15 protein-coding genes are annotated in these 18,090 nt (G+C 70.3%); 10 read left to right on the top strand and 5 right to left on the bottom strand.

All coding sequences use genetic code 11. The features are described 5' to 3' along the window. Positions 1-135 precede the first annotated feature (135 nt). Together ACWD11_RS21300 and ACWD11_RS21295 are read right to left on the bottom strand one after the other, a co-directional pair. On the bottom strand, positions 136-651 hold the full coding sequence (locus ACWD11_RS21300; RefSeq protein WP_451284757.1) for an AAA family ATPase: 516 nt from the start codon (positions 649-651) through the stop codon (positions 136-138). Positions 652-680: 29 nt separating this feature from the next. Next, positions 681-1,439: a GntR family transcriptional regulator gene (locus ACWD11_RS21295; protein WP_451284755.1), complete on the bottom strand. Its 759-nt coding sequence runs from the start codon at positions 1,437-1,439 to the stop codon at positions 681-683. Between the two features lie 191 nt (positions 1,440-1,630). Here ACWD11_RS21295 and ACWD11_RS21290 point away from each other — a divergent pair, with 191 nt between their 5' ends. Genes ACWD11_RS21290 through ACWD11_RS21275 form a run of 4 tightly spaced genes read left to right on the top strand, consistent with a single transcriptional unit; the run spans position 1,631 to position 5,014 of the window. Next, on the top strand, positions 1,631-2,158 hold the full coding sequence (locus ACWD11_RS21290) for a hypothetical protein (RefSeq protein WP_451284753.1): 528 nt from the start codon (positions 1,631-1,633) through the stop codon (positions 2,156-2,158). Between the two features lie 26 nt (positions 2,159-2,184). Further along, a complete protein-coding gene (gene repSA, locus ACWD11_RS21285) occupies positions 2,185-3,582 on the top strand; it encodes a replication initiator protein RepSA (protein WP_451284882.1) in 1,398 nt (465 codons plus the stop codon). After that, on the top strand, positions 3,579-3,773 hold the full coding sequence (locus tag ACWD11_RS21280) for a helix-turn-helix domain-containing protein (RefSeq protein WP_070390434.1): 195 nt from the start codon (positions 3,579-3,581) through the stop codon (positions 3,771-3,773). Before repSA ends, ACWD11_RS21280 begins: the two co-directional genes overlap by 4 nt. Next, positions 3,773-5,014: a tyrosine-type recombinase/integrase gene (locus tag ACWD11_RS21275; protein ID WP_451284751.1), complete on the top strand. Its 1,242-nt coding sequence runs from the start codon at positions 3,773-3,775 to the stop codon at positions 5,012-5,014. Before ACWD11_RS21280 ends, ACWD11_RS21275 begins: the two co-directional genes overlap by 1 nt. Before the next feature lie 20 nt (positions 5,015-5,034). Here the strand turns inward: ACWD11_RS21275 and ACWD11_RS21270 are convergent, their stop codons facing one another. Next, a complete protein-coding gene (locus ACWD11_RS21270) occupies positions 5,035-6,204 on the bottom strand; it encodes a CAP domain-containing protein (RefSeq protein WP_451284749.1) in 1,170 nt (389 codons plus the stop codon). A 159-nt stretch (positions 6,205-6,363) separates the two neighbouring features. Here ACWD11_RS21270 and ACWD11_RS21265 point away from each other — a divergent pair, with 159 nt between their 5' ends. The 4 genes from ACWD11_RS21265 (at position 6,364) to ACWD11_RS21250 (ending at position 12,599) form a co-directional block, all read left to right on the top strand. Next, the gene (locus tag ACWD11_RS21265; protein WP_451284747.1) at positions 6,364-6,645 is read left to right on the top strand and encodes an acylphosphatase; all 282 of its coding nucleotides are present in this window, start codon (positions 6,364-6,366) and stop codon (positions 6,643-6,645) included. 377 nt (positions 6,646-7,022) lie between these two features. Next, positions 7,023-7,226 (top strand): hypothetical protein, encoded by a 204-nt coding sequence (locus tag ACWD11_RS21260; protein ID WP_250074615.1) that lies wholly within the window; start codon positions 7,023-7,025, stop codon positions 7,224-7,226. A 214-nt stretch (positions 7,227-7,440) separates the two neighbouring features. Then, entirely contained in the window at positions 7,441-10,998 is a 3,558-nt protein-coding gene (smc, locus tag ACWD11_RS21255) for a chromosome segregation protein SMC (RefSeq protein ID WP_451284745.1), read from the top strand. A gap of 185 nt (positions 10,999-11,183) precedes the next feature. Further along, positions 11,184-12,599: a sugar porter family MFS transporter gene (locus ACWD11_RS21250; RefSeq protein ID WP_389414748.1), complete on the top strand. Its 1,416-nt coding sequence runs from the start codon at positions 11,184-11,186 to the stop codon at positions 12,597-12,599. 80 nt (positions 12,600-12,679) lie between these two features. On the opposite strand, the gene ACWD11_RS21245 is transcribed toward ACWD11_RS21250, so the two are convergent. Next, positions 12,680-13,651 carry an LLM class flavin-dependent oxidoreductase gene (locus ACWD11_RS21245; RefSeq protein WP_451284743.1) on the bottom strand — a complete coding sequence of 324 codons (972 nt, stop codon included), beginning with the start codon at positions 13,649-13,651 and terminating at the stop codon, positions 12,680-12,682. Positions 13,652-13,756: 105 nt separating this feature from the next. On the opposite strand from ACWD11_RS21245, the gene ftsY reads away from it, so the two are divergent. Continuing rightward, positions 13,757-14,965: a signal recognition particle-docking protein FtsY gene (ftsY, locus tag ACWD11_RS21240; protein WP_451284741.1), complete on the top strand. Its 1,209-nt coding sequence runs from the start codon at positions 13,757-13,759 to the stop codon at positions 14,963-14,965. Between the two features lie 401 nt (positions 14,966-15,366). Here ftsY and ACWD11_RS21235 read toward each other — a convergent pair whose 3' ends face one another. Continuing rightward, a complete protein-coding gene (locus ACWD11_RS21235) occupies positions 15,367-16,023 on the bottom strand; it encodes a bifunctional DNA primase/polymerase (protein WP_389414745.1) in 657 nt (218 codons plus the stop codon). 458 nt (positions 16,024-16,481) lie between these two features. On the opposite strand from ACWD11_RS21235, the gene nsdA reads away from it, so the two are divergent. Then, entirely contained in the window at positions 16,482-17,972 is a 1,491-nt protein-coding gene (nsdA, locus tag ACWD11_RS21230; protein WP_389414744.1) for a transcriptional repressor NsdA, read from the top strand. The last annotated feature ends 118 nt before the right edge of the window (positions 17,973-18,090 follow it).

Genomic DNA, 18,090 nt, shown 5'->3' with positions numbered 1-18,090 from the left:
GTGCCGAGCGGGGCGGAGACATGAGCGCGGGCGCCGCCGGCCGCCCGCGCCCGCCCGGAGGAGCGGAGCGACGACGGGTGCTTGATGAGGTAGAGAAACCCGTAACTCGTGCCCTGGGCGGTGTCGCGGTCCCGGCTACAAGCGGTCTAGCTCAGATTGCAGGGTCTTGAGTACAGACTCGGGGTCCCCGTTGTAGACAAGGTGCGGTTCCTCGGGCTCTGGAGCCATGAACCGCTTGCGGTAGCGGAGCAGGTCGCTCTCGGCGAAGTAGATCGAGTTCGGATCGTCCTCGTGGCGGGCATTGCGCTTGCTGACGCGGGACCACAGCTCTTCATGGCTGGCCTCTAGGTAGACCACCACTGAGATTGCGCCACCTTCGGCGGCGACCGATCGCCAGTGGGCCCGGTCTTCGGGCGTCCAGAACCCGTGGTCGACGACCACGTCGTGACCGGCTTGGAGCTCCGCGCAGAGCTGGACGGCAGTCTCTTCGAGGATCGGCCTCTCAAGCGTCGGGAACGTCCCGCGGGGGAAGTCGACCCCGTACACCCCGTGTCGGCGGAACATCTCCTCGTCCGGGCAGAGCCTGACGAACCCTCGTGCTGTCAGCGCACGGGCCAGAGTCGTCTTGCCTGAGCCGGGAAGCCCCACCATGAGGACACAGAACGGTTTGCGAGCGCTGGTCACTGTGTGACTTCCGATTCCGTCTGCCACGTCCGACCGGGGCCGCCGAGGTCGACGCCGTACTCAACGATGGCGCCTTCACTATCGACGAACCTCGCCGTCATGACGACCACCGGGTCCTGTGGGGCCTTCTCGGGGTCCAGCTCCAACAGCTCCGCGTCTTCGGGGGTGAGCAGTCGAGCCGAGGCGGTATCGACCCTGTGAGTGATGGGGCGGCCGGTCACCCGTGCGATGAGTTGCAGTGAGGTGCCTCCGGTCAGGCGCTCGCTGCTGGTGAGCTGTGGAATCAGCTCGCCGTACCGGATCGGAATCCATGACGTCGAGTGAGCGACGATGCCGTGTCGGTCGCGGTAGACCCGGCTGCGCCGGATCACCTTCGCGCCGGGCTTGAGATCCAGTGCTTGGGCCACTTCTGCGGGTGCCGGCACCACCGAAGCCTGATGCGAGTCGGACCGTTCGCCGGTTCCCCAGCTGGACCCGGTTCGGCGGCCTCGGTCCTGGCGCTGAGACCCGGAGGACATAGGGGCGGGACGGTCGAGGACCTCGGTCCCGATGCCGTGGATGCCTCTGACGAGACCTTCGTTTCGAAGCTTCCGCAACGCCTTCTCGGCAGTGGCGGCGCTGACCTTCCACTCCTGCGAGAGGTTCTTGATGCTCGGCAGAAGTGAGCCCGGCTGGAGTTCGCCGGACATGATCAGCTCCGCGTAGTGGGCGGCAATCTGCGCGTAGGGCGCCCGATTGTCTGCCTGGTCCGACATTGCGTCAACTCCCTTACTTCAGTGGCGACTTCCCTAGCGTACCGCTTGACACCCTAAGGTGCCCTAGGGAACCTTAGGGATGTAGCACCGCATGCATGAGAGATCCGGCACCACCAAAGCCTGCCCAGGGACGGCGCCTCAACCGCCAAGAAGAACCGCCGCCCCTGGCTCCCTCGAAGGGAAGTCCCATCATGCCCGCAACGTTGGTTGCAGAGCACGTCGTCCCGAGCACTCTCGCCTTATCGGTCAAGGACTTATCGAACGGTGAGCGCGCGGTGGCGCTGTACGCCTCGGACATGCCGTCGCGCTACCGAGGTCACCGGGGAGATTCGGATCAGGTGACCGCCTGGGTTCTCCAGGGGGCGGCGCGTCTGGGTCTGGATGAGCTGTACCGGTCGGCGGCCTGCGCCTACGGCTACCGGCTGCTGCGGTTGGCTGGCTCGGCCACCCCGGAGCAGGATGCGGCACACGCCCGCCGGTTCCCTTCCGCTTCCCGGCGGAACTGTGCCGAGCGCGTCGCTACCGCGCTCACCTTCGGTTCCGAGATGACCCCGGAAGCCAGGAAGCGCGGTGGTCGCACGCTGGTCGAAGGTGCTTGCCACTGCGCCGGTACCGGCTGGATCCCCTTCGACATGGGGGACGGCACGTTTGCGCACCAGGCGTGCCCCGGTCACAACCCTGAGGGTCGCATGCCGCTGTACTTGGGGGTGGCCGAGTGACTGTCTTCCCCGTCGCCCCTGAGGCCGTGGCCGGTGCTGCGGCCTCTTTGGGCACCGACCCTCTGACCCTGGCAGATCTGCTGCGGGTGGCGAACACGCCTGGCTTCGACCGCTGGCAGGAGCAAATCCGCCGTACGGGCGGCTGCTCCCACCCGATCCGGCTGACCGGCCAGACCGTGACGCGCGACCGCGCAACCGGGGATGTCCTGTACTCCTACAGCACCGCCCAGGAGCCGGGCGGCATGCTCCGCGTTGCGTGCGGCAACCGCCGGGCCTCGCGCTGTCCGGCCTGTGCCTGGACCTACGCCGGGGACACCTACCACCTGATCCGGGCCGGGATCACCGGGGATGCGACCAAGGGCGTGTCCTCGGACGTGCGGGATCACCCCCGCGTCTTCGCCACCCTCACCGCCCCGTCCTTCGGGCCCGTGCACAACCGGCCCGAGTCCGGCCGCTGCCGCTGCGGTGCCCAGCACGCCGACGACGACCCCGCCCTTGGTACGGCGCTCGCCCCGGACCGGTACGACTACGCCGGGGCGGTGCTGTTCAACAACTACGCCGGGGACCTGTGGCGCCGGTTCACGATCTACCTGCGCCGGGAGATCGCCGCCCGTGCGGGCCTGACACAGGCGGCGCTGAAGGAGGTGTGCCGGGTCTCCTTCGGCAAGGTCGCCGAGTTCCAGAAGCGAGGAGCTGTGCACTTCCATGCCGTGGTGCGCCTCGACGGCCCGGACGGCCCGGACGCCTCCCCGCCCGCGTGGGCCACGACCGTGCTCCTGGACGATGCCATCCGGGCCGCTGCCGGACGGGTGTCCGTGCCGGTCCCGGCCGCCGGGGACTTCCCGGCCCGCACGCTGCGGTGGGGCTCCCAGGTGGACGTGCAGCCCATCGGCGCCCTCGGTCATGAGGAGCTGACGGAACAGGCGGTCGCCTCCTACGTCGCCAAGTACGCCACCAAAGCGGCCGAGACCACCGGGACCGTGGACCACCGCATCGGCGAGCTGTCCGAGCTGGACAAGCTGCCGCTGCCCGCGCACACCCGGCACCTGATCGAAGCCTGCTGGGACCTGGACGGCGCCTATCCGGAGCGGATGCTGGCGCGGTGGGCTCACATGCTCGGCTTCCGCGGGCACTTCTCCACCAAGAGTCGCCGCTACTCGACAACGTTGGGCGCCCTGCGCAAGGTGCGGGCCGACTACCGGGCCCGGCAGGAACGCCGCGACCGAGGACTCTCCGAGGACCTCGACGACTCGGAGGGCTCCACGCTGGTGCTCGCCCACTGGACCTACGCCGGACAGGGCCACAGCCCCGGCGAATCCTGGCTCGCCGCAAGCATCGCCCGGGATCTGCGCCTGAACCGCGAGACAGCACGCGAAGCCCTCGCTGACCTGCACGACATGGGTGACATGGAGGTGTGGGCATGAAGCGCTCGCTGCCCGATCGCTACCTGACCCCTGTCGACCTGGCTGATCTCCTCGGCGTCCCGGTCGAGACCGTCTACCAGTGGCGCCGCAAGCAGACCGGACCGCGCGGCTTCCGCGTTGGCCGGCACCTCCGTTTCGACCCCGAAGACGTCCGCGTCTGGGTCGAGTCCCAGATGGAAAGGGCCGCCTGATGGCCGGGCACATCCAAGACCGCTGGTACAAGGTCGAGACCGGCGCCGACGGCAAGACCGGCAAGGTCAAGACCGACCGCTTCGGCGTCGGCCTTCGCTACCGCGCCCGGTACGTCGGCCCCGACGGCTCCGAGAAGTCCAAGAGCTTCCCGGACAAGCAGAAGCGCAAGGCGGAACAGTGGTTGGCCAACATTGAGGCGGACATGTCGCGCGGCGACTACGTCAGTCCGGACGCGGGCAAGGTCACCTTCGGGCAATACGCCACCGAGTGGATGACCACCCAGATCACGGATCCCTTGACGCGGGAGTCCGTCGAGAGTCGGCTACGGCTTCATGCGATTCCGTACCTGGGCACCCGGCCCATGGGGTCGTTCACGCCGTCACATCTCCGCTTGTGGCTGCGGACCTTGGAAGACCGTGGGCTCTCGGCGGGGTATCGACGCGGGATCTTCGCGCACGTGTCGACTGTCTTCACCGCCGCTGTTGAGGACCGGGTCATCCGTGAGAACCCGTGCAGAGCGCGGTCCGTTCGGGCTCCTCGGCTGGAGCCTCGCAAGGTCAAGCCCTGGTCTACCGAACGGGTCATGGCCGTTCGCACTGCGCTGCCGGACCCCTATCAGGCTCTCGTGAGTGTGGCGGCCGGACTCGGCCTGCGGCAGGGGGAAGCCTTCGGCCTAGCCGTCGAAGACGTGGACTTCCTGGGCGGTGTCGTGCACGTCGTGCGACAGGTCAAGTTGCTCCAACGCCACCGGCCGGTGTTCGCCCCGCCCAAGAGCGGCAAGGAACGAGACGTTCCCTTGCCTGAGTCCGTCGCCTTCGCGCTCGCCGCGCACCTGAGGCACCACCCGGCTACGGAAATCACCCTGCCGTGGAAGACCGTCGACGGTCCACCGGTCACGGCGTCTCTGCTCTTCACGGGTCCTGCCAGCCTTGCCCTGGACCGCAACCGGTTCAACGATCGCGTCTGGCGTCCGGCTCTGCGGGCAGCGGGCGTCGAGACAGGGCGGGACAACGGCATGCACGCGCTGAGGCACTTCTACGCGTCGGTGCTCCTGGACGCGGGGGAGAGCATCAAGGCGTTGAGTGAGTACCTGGGTCACCACGACCCCGGCTTCACGCTGCGCACGTACACGCACCTGATGCCGTCGAGTGAGACCCGAACCAGGGCCGCCGTGGATCACGTCTTCCGGCACTACGAATCCACGGATGACGGCCCCGACACGGCCCAGACGGGTTCGTAGGTCTCTGACCTGCGGCTATCTCAGTACCCGAAGTTCTGCGTCCACCAGGGCCCGCCGGGCGCGATGTGCACGCCGACGCCCAGCGTCTTGAAGTCGCAGTTCAGGATGTTGGCCTTGTGGCCGGGGCTGTTCATCCACGCGTCCATCACCGCGGCCGCGCCGGCCTGGCCCCGGGCGATGTTCTCGCCGCCGAGCCCGGTGATGCCCGCCTTCTCGGCACGGTCCCAGGGGCTCGCGCCGTCCGGGTCGGTGTGGTCGAAGAAGTCCCGCTTGTCCATGTCCTCGCTGAAGGCGGCGGCGAGGTCGGTGAGGGCGCTGTTGGCGGCGACGGCGTTGCAGCCGGCCTTCGCCCGCTCCTCGTTGACGAGCTTGAGCACCTCGGCCGCGGCGACGGCCTCCTCGGTGAGCGTCACCGGCGGGGTGGTCTTCTCCGGCGCCTTGGTGGCGGGCTTCGACGGGGTCGCCTTCGGCTTCTTGGACGGCGTCGCCTTCGGTTCCTTCGACGGCGTCTTCGTCGGCGCGGCCGACGGGGCCGAGGTCGAGGGCGCTGCCGACGGAGAGGCGGCCCGCTCCTGGTCACGGCTGGCCGGGGAGCCGTCGTCGCGGCTCTGGTTCTGGTTCTGGTTCTCCACGCTGCCGGACGTGCCGCCCTGCTCGCTCGGGGAGCTGGTCGGGGAGTCGGCGGTCTGCACCTTGTCGCCGCTGCCCCCGCCGAGGGTGTAGGTGTCGCCGCCGGGCAGCACGCCCGTGGCGACCGCGACGGTGCCGATGGCCACGGCCGCAGAGACCCCCAGCAGACCGGTGCGCACCGGGGTGGCGGCCTTCTTCTTCTTGCGGCGGTGACCGCTCGCCGGCCGGGGGCCGTCGTCGGGCAGGAAGCCGTCGGCGGCGAAGTCGCTCGTGAAGTCGCTGGCGAAGACGGTGGTGTCCGTCACTCGGGCGTAGTCCTCGGCATAGCCGTCGCCACGGCCGGCCTCGGCCGCGAAGAGGTAGGCCTCGGTCTGCGCATAGGCGCCGGCGTAGGCGTCCTGGTGGAGATAGGGCGCTATGCCCACCGGCTCGCCCGGGCGCGGGTCCGGATACGAGTTCAGCGGGTCACGGCTCCTCGAAGAGGAACCCTCGGTGCGATTGACCCCCGTGGCGCGGCCCGTGGCGGCGCGGCCGGCGGCGGAGCGTCGGTGGCGTCCCATGTTCTGGCCTTCCTCGTCCGTGCGGTCGACTCGTCCTTCGCGATCAACCAACTCACCCGATCGAGTGAGTTTCATATGAGATTCATTGGGTCGGGACGGTACCGCATGGCGCGGGGTGAGGAAGTGCCCAGTGAGACATTGGCCGGTTAGGTTGCAGCTATGAGCGAGGATGTACGGCTGGTTGCCTGGGTGCGTGGACGGGTCCAAGGTGTGGGTTTCCGCTGGTTCACCCGTGCCAAGGCACTCGAGATCGGCGGCCTGAGTGGTTTTGCTCTCAATCTGGAGGACGGACGCGTCCAGGTGGTCGCCGAAGGCCCCCGCCCCGACTGCCAAGGGCTCCTAGACTGGCTCCAGGGCGGCGACACGCCCGGCCGCGTGGAGGGTGTCACCGAGATCTGGGACACACCTCGCGGGGGATACGACGGCTTCGCCATCCGGTGATCACCGGACGCGACCCGTCCCCGGGGAACCCCGAGAGCACGCCACCGGCAGCCGCCCCCCAGGGAAAGAAGCAGGTAGTTGCCGAGAAACGCTTGCGTCGGCACGTCCGGCACGCCAGGATGATCGCCACGCCCTCAGGGCCCCGCAGGAGTCGCAGCGCCGCCGTTTCGGCCGCGCGCCCCGGGACGCCCGTCAATACGGGGCGTGATCGTGTTGACCGTCAAACTTTTTGGTGAGACGCTGAAAGCCCCGCGCACCTTAGCTGTTTGGCATGTAAGAACGGCAGCAAGAACTCAAGAGTGCCAAGCACCGTGGGTGCGAATCCCTCACGACCCACACCGCATCGGTCGGTCACTCATTGTGGAGGACCATCCATCATGGCAAAGGCGCTTCTCGGTTACGTCGGCGGCTCCGACCCTCGACTCCTCGCCGAGATGCGACGGCTCCAGCAGCGCGTACAGGACCTGGAATCCGAGCTCGTACGGATCCAGGCGGAGAAGGACGCGCTGGCGGCTGCCGCTTCTCACGACAGGATCATGGAGAGCATCGACGCACACCAGGCGGAGCCTGCGCTCACCTGATCACTGCACCGCTCCACAACGGCGAACGCAGTGGTTGGGAAGCCCGGATCCACCGCTGAGTTGTGTCAGAAATTGCAAGGGACGCTTCGGCGTCCCTTCTTTCTTGCCCTCAGGCATCCTTTTACCGTCTTAACGTCTGGTGTGCCCTGCGCGTTCAGGGGTGAAACCGCGGGTTCATGGAGTGAGACAGGCCCGGAAGGTAGAGTCCAGCGGCGTGCACCTCAAGGCCCTGACCCTCCGAGGGTTCAAGTCGTTCGCCTCCGCGACCACACTCCGGTTCGAGCCGGGCATCACGTGCGTCGTCGGACCGAACGGCTCGGGCAAGTCCAATGTCGTGGACGCGCTCAGCTGGGTCATGGGCGAGCAGGGTGCCAAGTCGCTGCGCGGCGGCAAGATGGAGGACGTCATCTTCGCCGGCACCACCGGGCGCCCGCCGCTGGGCCGCGCCGAGGTGTCGCTGACCATCGACAACTCCGACGGGGCGCTGCCCATCGAGTACGCCGAGGTCACCATCACGCGGATCATGTTCCGCAACGGCGGCAGCGAGTACCAGATCAACGGCGACACCTGCCGGCTGCTCGACATCCAGGAGCTGCTCTCGGACTCCGGCATCGGCCGCGAGATGCATGTGATCGTCGGCCAGGGCCAGCTGGACTCGGTCCTGCACGCCGACCCCATGGGGCGCAGGGCCTTCATCGAAGAGGCCGCGGGCGTGCTGAAGCACCGCAAGCGCAAGGAGAAGGCGCTCCGGAAGCTCGACGCGATGAAGGCCAACCTCGCGCGGGTGCAGGACCTGACCGACGAACTGCGCCGCCAGCTCAAGCCCCTCGGCCGGCAGGCCGCCGTCGCCCGCAGAGCCGCCGTCATCCAGGCCGACCTGCGCGACGCCCGCCTCCGCCTCCTCGCCGACGACCTCGTACGGCTGCGCGAGGCCCTCAACGCCGAGGTCGCCGACGAAGCCGCCCTGAAGGAACGCAAGGAAGCCGCCGAAGGGGAGCTGAAGAAGGCGCTCCAGCGCGAGGCGCTCCTGGAGGACGAGGTACGGCAGCTCACCCCGCGCCTGCAGCGCGCCCAGCAGACCTGGTACGAGCTCTCCCAGCTCGCCGAGCGGGTCCGCGGCACCGTCTCGCTCGCCGACGCGCGGGTGAAGAGCGCCACCTCCGCGCCCCCGGACGAGCGGCGCGGCCGTGACCCCGAGGACATGGAGCGCGAGGCCGCCCGGATCCGTGAGCAGGAGGCCGAGCTGGAGGCGGCCCTGGAGGCGGCCGAGCGCGCCCTGGAGGACACCGTCGCGCACCGCGCCGAGCTGGAGCGCGAACTCGCCCATGAGGAGCGGCGCCTGAAGGACGTCGCCCGAGCCATCGCCGACCGCCGCGAGGGCCTGGCCCGACTGAACGGCCAGGTCAACGCGGCCCGTTCGCGTGCCGCGTCGGCCCAGGCCGAGATCGACCGGCTCGCCGCCGCCCGCGACGAGGCACAGGAGCGGGCGTTCGCCGCGCAGGAGGAGTACGAGGCCCTGCAGGCCGAGGTCGACGGCCTCGACGCCGGCGACGCGGAACTGGCTGAGCGGCACGACGCGGCGAAGGCGGCCCTGGCGGAGGCGGAGGCCATGCTGACGGCGGCCCGGGAGGCGGCGACGGCGGCGGAACGCAGGCGCGCGGCCACCCAGGCCCGTCACGAGGCGCTGGCACTGGGCCTGCGCCGCAAGGACGGCACGGGTGCGCTGCTGGAGGCGAAGGACCGGCTCACGGGGCTGCTCGGCCCGGCCGCGGAACTCCTCACGATCACCCCGGGCCACGAGGTTGCCCTGGCGGCGGCCTTCGGGGCGGCGGCGGACGCACTGGCGGTGACCTCACCGGCCGCGGCGGCCGACGCGATCCGGTTGCTGCGCAAGCAGGACGGGGGACGGGCGTCACTGCTCCTGACGGGGGCGCCGGAGGTGCCGGCCCGCGGTGGGCCCGCGGACGACCGCCGGCCCCGGGCGGCGGACCTGGTCCGTGGCCCGTCCGAGCTGATGCCCGCCGTCCATCGCCTGCTGCGCGACATCGTCGTGGTCAGCACCCTCGAGGACGCCGAGGACCTGATCTACACCCACCCCCACCTCACCGCCGTGACCGCCGAAGGCGACCTCCTGGGCGCCCACTTCGCGCACGGCGGCTCCGCGGGCGCGCCCAGCCTCCTCGAAGTACAGGCGTCCGTGGACGAGGCGGCCGCCGAGCTGGAGGAGCTGGCCGTCCGCTGCGAGGAGCTGACCGAGGCACAGCACGCGGCGAGCGCGCGACGCACGGAGTGCGCGGCCCAAGTGGAGGAGCTAGGGGACCGCCGCCGGGCCGCCGACCGGGAGAAGTCGGCGGTGGCCCAGCAGCTCGGCCGGCTCGCCGGGCAGGCGCGGGGCGCGGCCGGGGAGGCCGAGCGGTCCACGGCCGCCGCGGCGCGCGCCCAGGACGCGCTGGAGAAAGCCCTCACCGAGGCCGAGGAACTCGCGGAACGGCTCGCCGTCGCCGAGGAGATGCCGGTCGAGGAGGAGCCGGACACCTCGGTACGGGACCGGCTCGCCGCCGACGGGGCCAACGCGCGCCAGACCGAGATGGAGGCTCGCCTCCAGGTCCGTACGCACGAGGAACGTGTCAAAGGGCTGGCCGGACGGGCCGACTCGCTGGACCGGGCCGCGCGTGCGGAACGCGACGCACGCGCGCGTGCCGAGCAGCGGCGGGCGCGCCTCAGGCACGAGGCCGCCGTCGCCGGGGCCGTCGCCGCAGGCGCCCGGCAGTTGCTCGCGCATGTCGAGGTCTCCCTCGGCCGGGCCGAGCGGGAGCGGGCCGCGGCCGAGGCCGCCAAGGCGATGAGGGAGCAGGAGCTGACCGCCGCCCGGACCACGGGCCGCGACCTCAAGGCGGAGCTCGACAAGCTGACCGACTCCGTGCACCGCGGTGAGGTCCTCGGCGCCGAGAAGCGGCTGCGGATCGAGCAGCTGGAGACCAAGGCGCTGGAAGAGCTCGGCGTGGAGCCCGCCGGGCTCGTCGAGGAGTACGGCCCCCATCAGCTCGTACCGCCCTCGCCGCCCGCCGAGGGCGAGGAGCTGCCGGAGGATCCCGACCATCCGCGCAACCGGCCGAGGCCCTTCGTGCGAGGTGAGCAGGAGAAGCGGCTGAGGGCGGCCGAGCGGGCCTACCAGCAGCTCGGCAAGGTCAATCCGCTCGCTCTGGAGGAGTTCGCCGCGCTGGAGGAGCGCCACCAGTTCCTCAGCGAGCAGCTGGAGGACCTGAAGAAGACCCGCGCCGATCTGCTCCAGGTCGTCAAGGAGGTCGACGAGCGGGTCGAGCAGGTCTTCACCGAGGCCTACCGGGACACCGCCCGGGAGTTCGAGGGCGTCTTCAGCCGGCTCTTCCCGGGCGGCGAGGGGCGGCTGATCCTGACCGACCCCGAGAACATGCTGACCACGGGCGTGGACGTGGAGGCGCGTCCGCCGGGCAAGAAGGTCAAGCGGCTGTCGCTGCTGTCGGGCGGCGAGCGCTCGCTGACCGCCGTGGCCCTGCTGGTGTCGATCTTCAAGGCGCGGCCCAGTCCGTTCTACGTCATGGACGAGGTCGAGGCGGCCCTCGACGACACCAACCTCCAGCGGCTGATCCGCATCATGCAGGAGCTCCAGGAAGCCTCCCAGCTCATCGTGATCACCCACCAGAAGCGGACCATGGAGGTCGCCGACGCGCTGTACGGCGTCTCCATGCAGGGCGACGGTGTGTCGAAGGTCATCAGTCAGCGACTGCGCTGACCCTCCCCGCTTCGTTCAAGAGGTGAACGCAGAGCCTCCATCTATGCCCTTAAACGTCACATCAATTGCCTCTTGACTTCGAAACCTGAAGGCATAGTCTCTGCAACGTTGCTTTTACCTTCAGGTATCTCGACTTGGAGGAGCTGACCCACCCGGCAGCGTTGCCGGTGTCCGAGGAGTTACACGTGACCAGCACAGCGCAGGCACCCCAGTCGGGTGCGAAGGCGAGCCACCCCGAACATCTCGGGCACGTCGTCTTCATCACGGCCGCGGCCGCCATGGGCGGTTTCCTGTTCGGCTATGACAGCTCTGTCATCAACGGCGCCAACGGCGGCATTCAGGACAGGTTCGACCTGAGCTCGGGTGCCACCGGAACGGTCGCCGCCTGCGCCCTGCTCGGCAGCGCGGTCGGCGCGGCCATCGCCGGCCGGATCGCGGACCGTATCGGCCGTATCCGCGTCATGCAGATCGCGGCGGTGCTGTTCGCCGTGTCGGCCGTGGGCTCCGGCCTTCCCTTCGCCGCGTGGGACCTCGCCGCCTGGCGTGTCCTCGGCGGCATAGCCATCGGCATGGCCTCGGTCATCGGCCCCGCCTACATCGCCGAGGTCGCCCCGCCGGCCTACCGCGGCAGGCTCGCCTCCTTCCAGCAGGCGGCCATCGTGATCGGCATCGCCGTCTCCCAGCTCGTCAACTGGGCCATCCTCAACATGGCCGACGGCGAGGAGCGCGGCAAGATCGCGGGCCTTGAGTCCTGGCAGTGGATGCTCGGCGTGATGCTCGTGCCGGCCCTGGTCTACGGCCTGCTCTCCTTCGCCATCCCCGAGTCCCCGCGCTTCCTGATCAGCGTCGGCCGCATCGCCGAGGCCAAGAAGGTGCTCGCCGACGTCGAGGGCGACATCGACCTCGACGCCCGGGTCGCCGAGATCGACGACGCCATGCGCAGCGACCACAAGTCGACCTTCCGGGACCTGCTGGGCGGCACGTACGGCCTGCTGCCGATCGTCTGGATCGGTATCGGCCTGTCCGTCTTCCAGCAGCTGGTCGGCATCAACGTCATCTTCTACTACTCGAACCTGCTGTGGCAGTCCGTCGGCGTCGACCCGTCGAGCTCGTTCTTCTACTCCTTCGAGACCTCGATCATCAACATCATCGGTACGGTCATCGCGATGATCTTCGTCGACCGGATCGGCCGCAAGCCGCTTGCCCTGATCGGTTCCGTCGGCATGGGCATCTCGCTGGCGCTGGCCGCCTGGGCCTTCTCCTACCAGAACGGCAACGACCCGCTGCCCACCGCGCAGGGTGCCGTGGCACTGATCGCCGCCAACGCGTTCGTACTCTTCTTCGCCCTGTCCTGGGGTGTCGTGGTCTGGGTCATGCTCGGTGAGGTCTTCCCGAACAAGATCCGCGCCGCCGCGCTCGGCGTGGCCGCCTCGGCCCAGTGGATCGCCAACTGGGTCATCACGATCACCTTCCCGGACCTGTCGGAGTGGAACCTGTCGCTCACCTACGTGATGTACGCGGTGTTCGCCTTCCTCTCCATCCCCTTCATCCTCAAGTTCGTGCCCGAGACCAAGGGCAAGAAGCTCGAGGACATGGGCTGACACCGGCCCCCGGACCCGGGGAGAAGGGCCAAGTCCCCGCTGCCCCTCTCCTCGTCCCGGGAAAGACGTACTGCCCCGGCTCAGTCCTTGAGCCGGGGCAGTACGTCTTCGCACAGCAGCCGCAGACTGCGCCGGCCCTCCTCCGGCGGCATCCCGCCGCACAGCGGATGCAGGACGAGGCTGTCCAGGCCCTGCGCCACGCACTGGTCGGGCGTGAGCACCCGGTACACGCCCTCCGCGCGCAGCTCGTCCACGGTCGTGGCCGCCGATCGCACGGCCGAGCGGATGTCACCGGACTGCCAGGAGGCGTACGTCCGTGCCTCGTGCAGGAAGTGCCGGCCGTACCGCCCCCAGGTCCGGTCCGGGTCCTCGGCGAGATGCAGCAGCGGGGTCTCGGCGGCCGGCATCATCGTCCAGCCCTCGGTGCCGTACTCGATGAGCCGCTCCTTGTAGTACGCCGCCAGCTCCGGCAGGTGCGCGCTGGGGAAGAACGGCAGGCCGAGGCGGGCGGCCCGGCGCGCGGCGGCCTTCGAGGAACCGCCGACCAGCAGCAGGGGGTGCGGCTCGGTGAAGGGACGCGGGGTGACCCGTACCAGACGCCCCCGGTACGTGAACTCCTCGCCGGTCCACGCCTTCAGCAGCGTCTGGAGCACCTCGTCCTGGAGCCGGCCGCGCCGCTTCCAGTCCACGTCGAACTGCGCGTACTCCTCGGGGCGGTACCCGATCCCGGCGACCGTCACCAGACGGCCGCCGCTGATCAGGTCCAGTACGGCGATGTCCTCGGCCAGCCGCAGCGGGTCGTGCAACGGGCCGATGACCGCCGAGACCGTCACGGTGATCCGCCGGGTCGCGCCGAACACCGCGCCGGCGAAGGTGAAGGGGGAGGGCAGCCAGTTGTTCGCGGCGCCGTGGTGCTCCTCGGTCTGCACCGTGGTGACGCCGTGCTCGTCGGCGTACCGGGCCATCTCCAGGGCCGCCGCATAGCGGGCGGCGAGCGAGGCGGGGGTGGCGTCGGGCTCGACGAGGTTGAAGCGTACGACCGTGACGGGCATGGGAGTCCCCCTTCACCGGGCGGGTGTGAAGGCGGACGGTAGCTGACGGTGTGTCAGACAGCCAGAGGGGTGTCACCCGGCTCCATGGCTGATACTGGACGGGTTATGGACATCGTCATCCTTGCTGTAGTCATCGCCGTGGTCGTGCTCGGCGCGCTCGGCGGGCTCGTGGTCGGCAGCCGGCGCAAGAAGCCGCTGCCCCCGCCGCCCCCCGCAGCGCCCGACATCACCGCCCCCCCGGCCGAGCCGCACGTCGGCGACGAGGCCGAGACGCCGCGCGACGAACCGCGCCGGACCATAGAGGAGGTGGATCTCCCCGGCGGACCGGCCACCGCCGTCGAGGAACCGCCCGTCATCGAAGAGCTCCCGCCGACCGCGATCGAGGTCCCGGAGCCCACCGCGGGTCGCCTCGTGCGGCTGCGCGCCCGACTGTCCCGCTCCCAGAACGCCCTCGGCAAGGGCCTGCTCACGCTGCTCTCGCGCGAGCACCTGGACGACGACACCTGGGAGGAGATCGAGGACATCCTGATCACCGCCGACGTCGGCGTGCTGCCCACCCAGGAGCTGGTCGAGAGCCTGCGCGAGCGGGTGCGGGTGCTCGGCACCCGGACCCCCCAGGAGCTGCGCGCCCTGCTGCGCGAGGAGCTGCTCAAGCTGGTCGGCACCGACCTGGACCGGACCGTGAAGACCGAGCCGGAGGGCCGAAAGCCCGGCATCGTGATGGTCGTCGGGGTCAACGGCACCGGCAAGACCACCACCACCGGCAAGCTCGCCCGGGTCCTGGTCGCGGACGGCAACACCGTCGTCCTCGGCGCCGCCGACACCTTCCGTGCCGCCGCCGCGGATCAGCTCCAGACGTGGGGTGAGCGGGTGGGCGCCCACACCGTGCGCGGTCCGGAGGGCGGCGATCCGGCCTCCGTCGCGTTCGACGCGGTCAAGGAGGGCAAGGAGCTGGGCTCCGACGTCGTCCTCATCGACACCGCGGGCCGGCTGCACACCAAGACCGGCCTCATGGACGAGCTCGGCAAGGTCAAGCGGGTCGTGGAGAAGCACGCGCCGCTCGACGAGGTGCTGCTCGTGCTGGACGCGACCACCGGGCAGAACGGGCTCGTGCAGGCCCGTGTGTTCGCCGAGGTCGTCGCCATCACCGGCATCGTCCTGACCAAGCTGGACGGGACGGCGAAGGGCGGCATCGTGATCGCCGTCCAGCGGGAGCTGGGGGTGCCGGTCAAGCTGATCGGTCTGGGCGAGGGCGCGGACGATCTGGCGCCGTTCGAGCCGGAGGCGTTCGTCGACGCCCTGATCGGCGAGTGATTCCGCCGCGCCCGAAGAAGCGCCCGCCCCCGGAGGTCACTCCTGGAGGCGGGCGCTCTGCTGTGGCGGGGGAGAGGGAGGGCCGGGGGCCGGTGGGGGACTGGGCCGGCTGTGCCCGGGGCCGGTGGGGGACTGAGCCGGTTGTGCTTCGGCCCGTCGGGTGATGCGAGGCGCAGTCGGTTGTGCCGGGGACCGGTGGGTGGCGTGAGCCGGTTGCGTCCGGGGCCGGAGCGACTGAGCCGGCTGTGCCAGGGGCCGGAGCGACTGAGCCGGCTGGGCCCCGGACCGTCGGGCGACGTGAGCCGGTTGTGCCGGGGCCCGGTGGGTGACGTGAGCCGGTTGCGTCCGGGGCCGGAGCGACTGAGACGGCTGTGCCGGGGACCGATGGGTGACGCGAACCGCTAGGCCCGCGACCGGTGCGCCACGTACGCCAGCGTGCCGAGCAGCAGCCGTGCCGCCGGGGGTTTGGTCGCCGAGTCCAGCGCGGGGGAGCGCAGCCAGCGCACCGGGCCGAGGCCGCCGCGGTCGGAGGGCGGGGCCGTGATGTACGTACCGGGGCCGAGGCCGCGCAGGTCGAGGGAGGTCGGGTCGTCCCAGCCCATGCGGTAGAGCAGCGCGGGGAGTTCGGCGGCGGCACCGGGGGCGACGAAGAAGTGGGCGCGGCCGTCGGGGGTGGCGGTGACCGGACCGAGGGGCAGGCCCATGCGCTCCAGGCGGGCCAGTGCGCGGCGCCCGGCGGGTTCGGCCACCTCGATGACGTCGAAGGCCCGGCCGACGGCCAGCATCACCGCGGCGCCCGGGTACTCGGACCAGGTGCGGGACACCTCGTCGAGGGTGGCGCCGGCCGGGACCCGGGGGGCGAAGTGCAGGGGGTGGGCGCCCGGTTCGCGGCAGTCCGCGCGGCCGCAGGAGCAGGCGCCCGCCGCCGCACGCGCGCCCGGCACCACGTCCCAGCCCCACAGACCGGTGAACTCGGCGACGGCGGTGCACTCCGAGGACCGGCCGCGTCGGCGCGTGCCGGAGCGGATCTCGCGGATGCCGGCGATCGTGAAGCCCATGCCCCCTCCAACGGGTCCGGCGCGTCTTCGGTTACGACGCGGATGCGGATCGTGACCCTCTGTATCCACCTTGTGCCTTCTGCGGCCCGGCTCCACACATCCGAAGCGGCGCTCGGAAGCGTCCTGGGTCGTGCGCCCGGCGGTGCGCGCCCCTGAGTGCATCGCTCCGCCCACTGCTGGCCGTCCTCTGTCAAGTGAATCGTGCGGAGCCGACCGTGAGTTCATTCGAAGGGGTGGCGAATGGTGGCGTTTCCGGGATCGCCATGGCTGGACGGGTGATCGTAGGATTACTTTGAGTGCACGAGTCCTGAGGGCACATGCACTTGCGGGTATGCCGGAGGCAACTCGGCTTTCCGTTCGAAGGGTGAGAACTGCCGGACGGGGAGCCGTATTTACCGGCATTCTGATAAGGCTTGGCGCACTCGGTGACAAGTGGTCCAAGGGATGGGGGCGTTCCAGTGAGCGGCAACAGCGGAAGCGACACGAGCGCCGGCAGCGCCACGCACGCTGACAAGCGCCCGAACGAGCTGCTCACGTCCTGGTTCGTGCGCAGCGGCTGGTCGAAGGGCGAACTCGCCCGCCAAGTCAACCGCCGGGCCCGTCAGTTGGGCGCCAACCACATCTCCACCGACACCTCCCGGGTGCGCCGCTGGCTGGACGGCGAGAACCCGCGCGAGCCGATCCCGCGGATCCTGTCCGAGCTGTTCTCCGAGCGGTTCGGCTGTGTCGTCTCCGTCGAGGACCTCGGCCTGCGCGCCGCCCGCCAGGCACCGTCGGTGTCCGGCGTCGACCTGCCGTGGACGGGCCCGCAGACCGTCGCCCTGCTCAGCGAGTTCTCGCGCAGCGACCTGATGCTGGCGCGGCGCGGTTTCCTCGGGACCTCGCTGGCCCTGTCCGCGGGCCCGTCCCTCATCGAGCCCATGCAGCGCTGGCTCGTCCCCGCCCCGCCCGCCCCGCGCTCCGAACCCGAGCCTTCCACCCAGGCCCGCCGCGGCCGGCTCTCCCGGCCCGAGCTGGACCTGCTGGAGTCCACCACCGTGATGTTCCGGCAGTGGGACGCCCAGTGCGGCGGCGGCCTGCGCCGCAAGGCCGTCGTAGGACAGCTGCACGAGGTGACCGACCTCCTCCAGGAGCCCCAGCCAGAGTCCACCACCCGCACGCTCTTCAAGGTCGCCGCCGAACTCGCCGAGCTGGCCGGATGGATGTCGTACGACGTCGGGCTCCAGCCCACCGCGCAGAAGTACTTCGTGCTCGCCCTGCACGCCGCCAAGGAGGCCGGCGACCGGCCGCTCGGCTCGTACATCCTCTCCAGCATGAGCCGCCAGATGATCCACCTCGGCCGGCCCGACGACGCCCTGGAACTGGTCCACCTCGCCCAGTACGGCAGCCGCGACTGCGCGAGCCCGCGCACCCAGTCCATGCTGTATGCGATGGAGGCCCGTGCGTACGCCAACATGGGCCAGCCCGGCAAGTGCAAGCGGGCCGTGCGGATGGCCGAGGAAACCTTCGGCGAGGCCGAGGAATGGGACGAGGCCGACCCCGACTGGATCCGCTTCTTCTCCGAGGCCGAGCTCTACGGCGAGAACTCCCACTCCTACCGCGACCTCGCCTATGTCGCGGGCCGCAGCCCGACCTACGCCTCCCTCGCCGAGCCGCTGATGCAGCGGGCCGTGGACCTGTTCGCCAAGGACTCCGAGCACCAGCGGTCCTACGCGCTCAACCTCATCGGCATGGCCACCGTGCACCTGCTCCAGCGCGAGCCCGAGCGGAGCGCGCAGTACGCCACCGAGGCCATGACGATCGCCAAGAAGGTGCGCTCCGAGCGGGTCAACACTCGTATCCGAAAAACCGTGGACACGGCCGTACGCGATTTCGGTGATCTGCACGAGGTCGTGGACCTCACCGAGCGGCTCGCCGTAGAGCTGCCCGAGACCGCCGAAGCCGTCTGACGCACCCGCACCACCGCCCGAGCCCCGGCCGCGGCCGGCCCTCCCGAACTGCCCGACTCGGCTCCCCCATGCCAGGTCATCGGAAGGCCGTCCGCGGCCGGCCCATGCCTTCTTGCGA

The organism is Streptomyces sp. NPDC002776 (assembly GCF_053592195.1).
The sequence above is the reverse complement of the archived record's forward strand: the minus strand, read 5'-3'. Positions and strand labels throughout refer to the sequence as shown.

Coding starts and splice junctions, on each gene's coding strand:
- ACWD11_RS21300 (WP_451284757.1), bottom strand. CDS start 651: ATGGTGGGGCTTCCCGGCTCAGGCAAGACGACTCTGGCCCGTGCGCTG.
- ACWD11_RS21295 (WP_451284755.1), bottom strand. CDS start 1,439: ATGTCGGACCAGGCAGACAATCGGGCGCCCTACGCGCAGATTGCCGCC.
- ACWD11_RS21290 (WP_451284753.1), top strand. CDS start 1,631: ATGCCCGCAACGTTGGTTGCAGAGCACGTCGTCCCGAGCACTCTCGCC.
- ACWD11_RS21280 (WP_070390434.1), top strand. CDS start 3,579: ATGAAGCGCTCGCTGCCCGATCGCTACCTGACCCCTGTCGACCTGGCT.
- ACWD11_RS21275 (WP_451284751.1), top strand. CDS start 3,773: ATGGCCGGGCACATCCAAGACCGCTGGTACAAGGTCGAGACCGGCGCC.
- ACWD11_RS21270 (WP_451284749.1), bottom strand. CDS start 6,204: ATGGGACGCCACCGACGCTCCGCCGCCGGCCGCGCCGCCACGGGCCGC.
- ACWD11_RS21265 (WP_451284747.1), top strand. CDS start 6,364: ATGAGCGAGGATGTACGGCTGGTTGCCTGGGTGCGTGGACGGGTCCAA.
- ACWD11_RS21260 (WP_250074615.1), top strand. CDS start 7,023: ATGGCAAAGGCGCTTCTCGGTTACGTCGGCGGCTCCGACCCTCGACTC.
- ACWD11_RS21245 (WP_451284743.1), bottom strand. CDS start 13,651: ATGCCCGTCACGGTCGTACGCTTCAACCTCGTCGAGCCCGACGCCACC.
- ftsY (WP_451284741.1), top strand. CDS start 13,757: ATGGACATCGTCATCCTTGCTGTAGTCATCGCCGTGGTCGTGCTCGGC.
- ACWD11_RS21235 (WP_389414745.1), bottom strand. CDS start 16,023: ATGGGCTTCACGATCGCCGGCATCCGCGAGATCCGCTCCGGCACGCGC.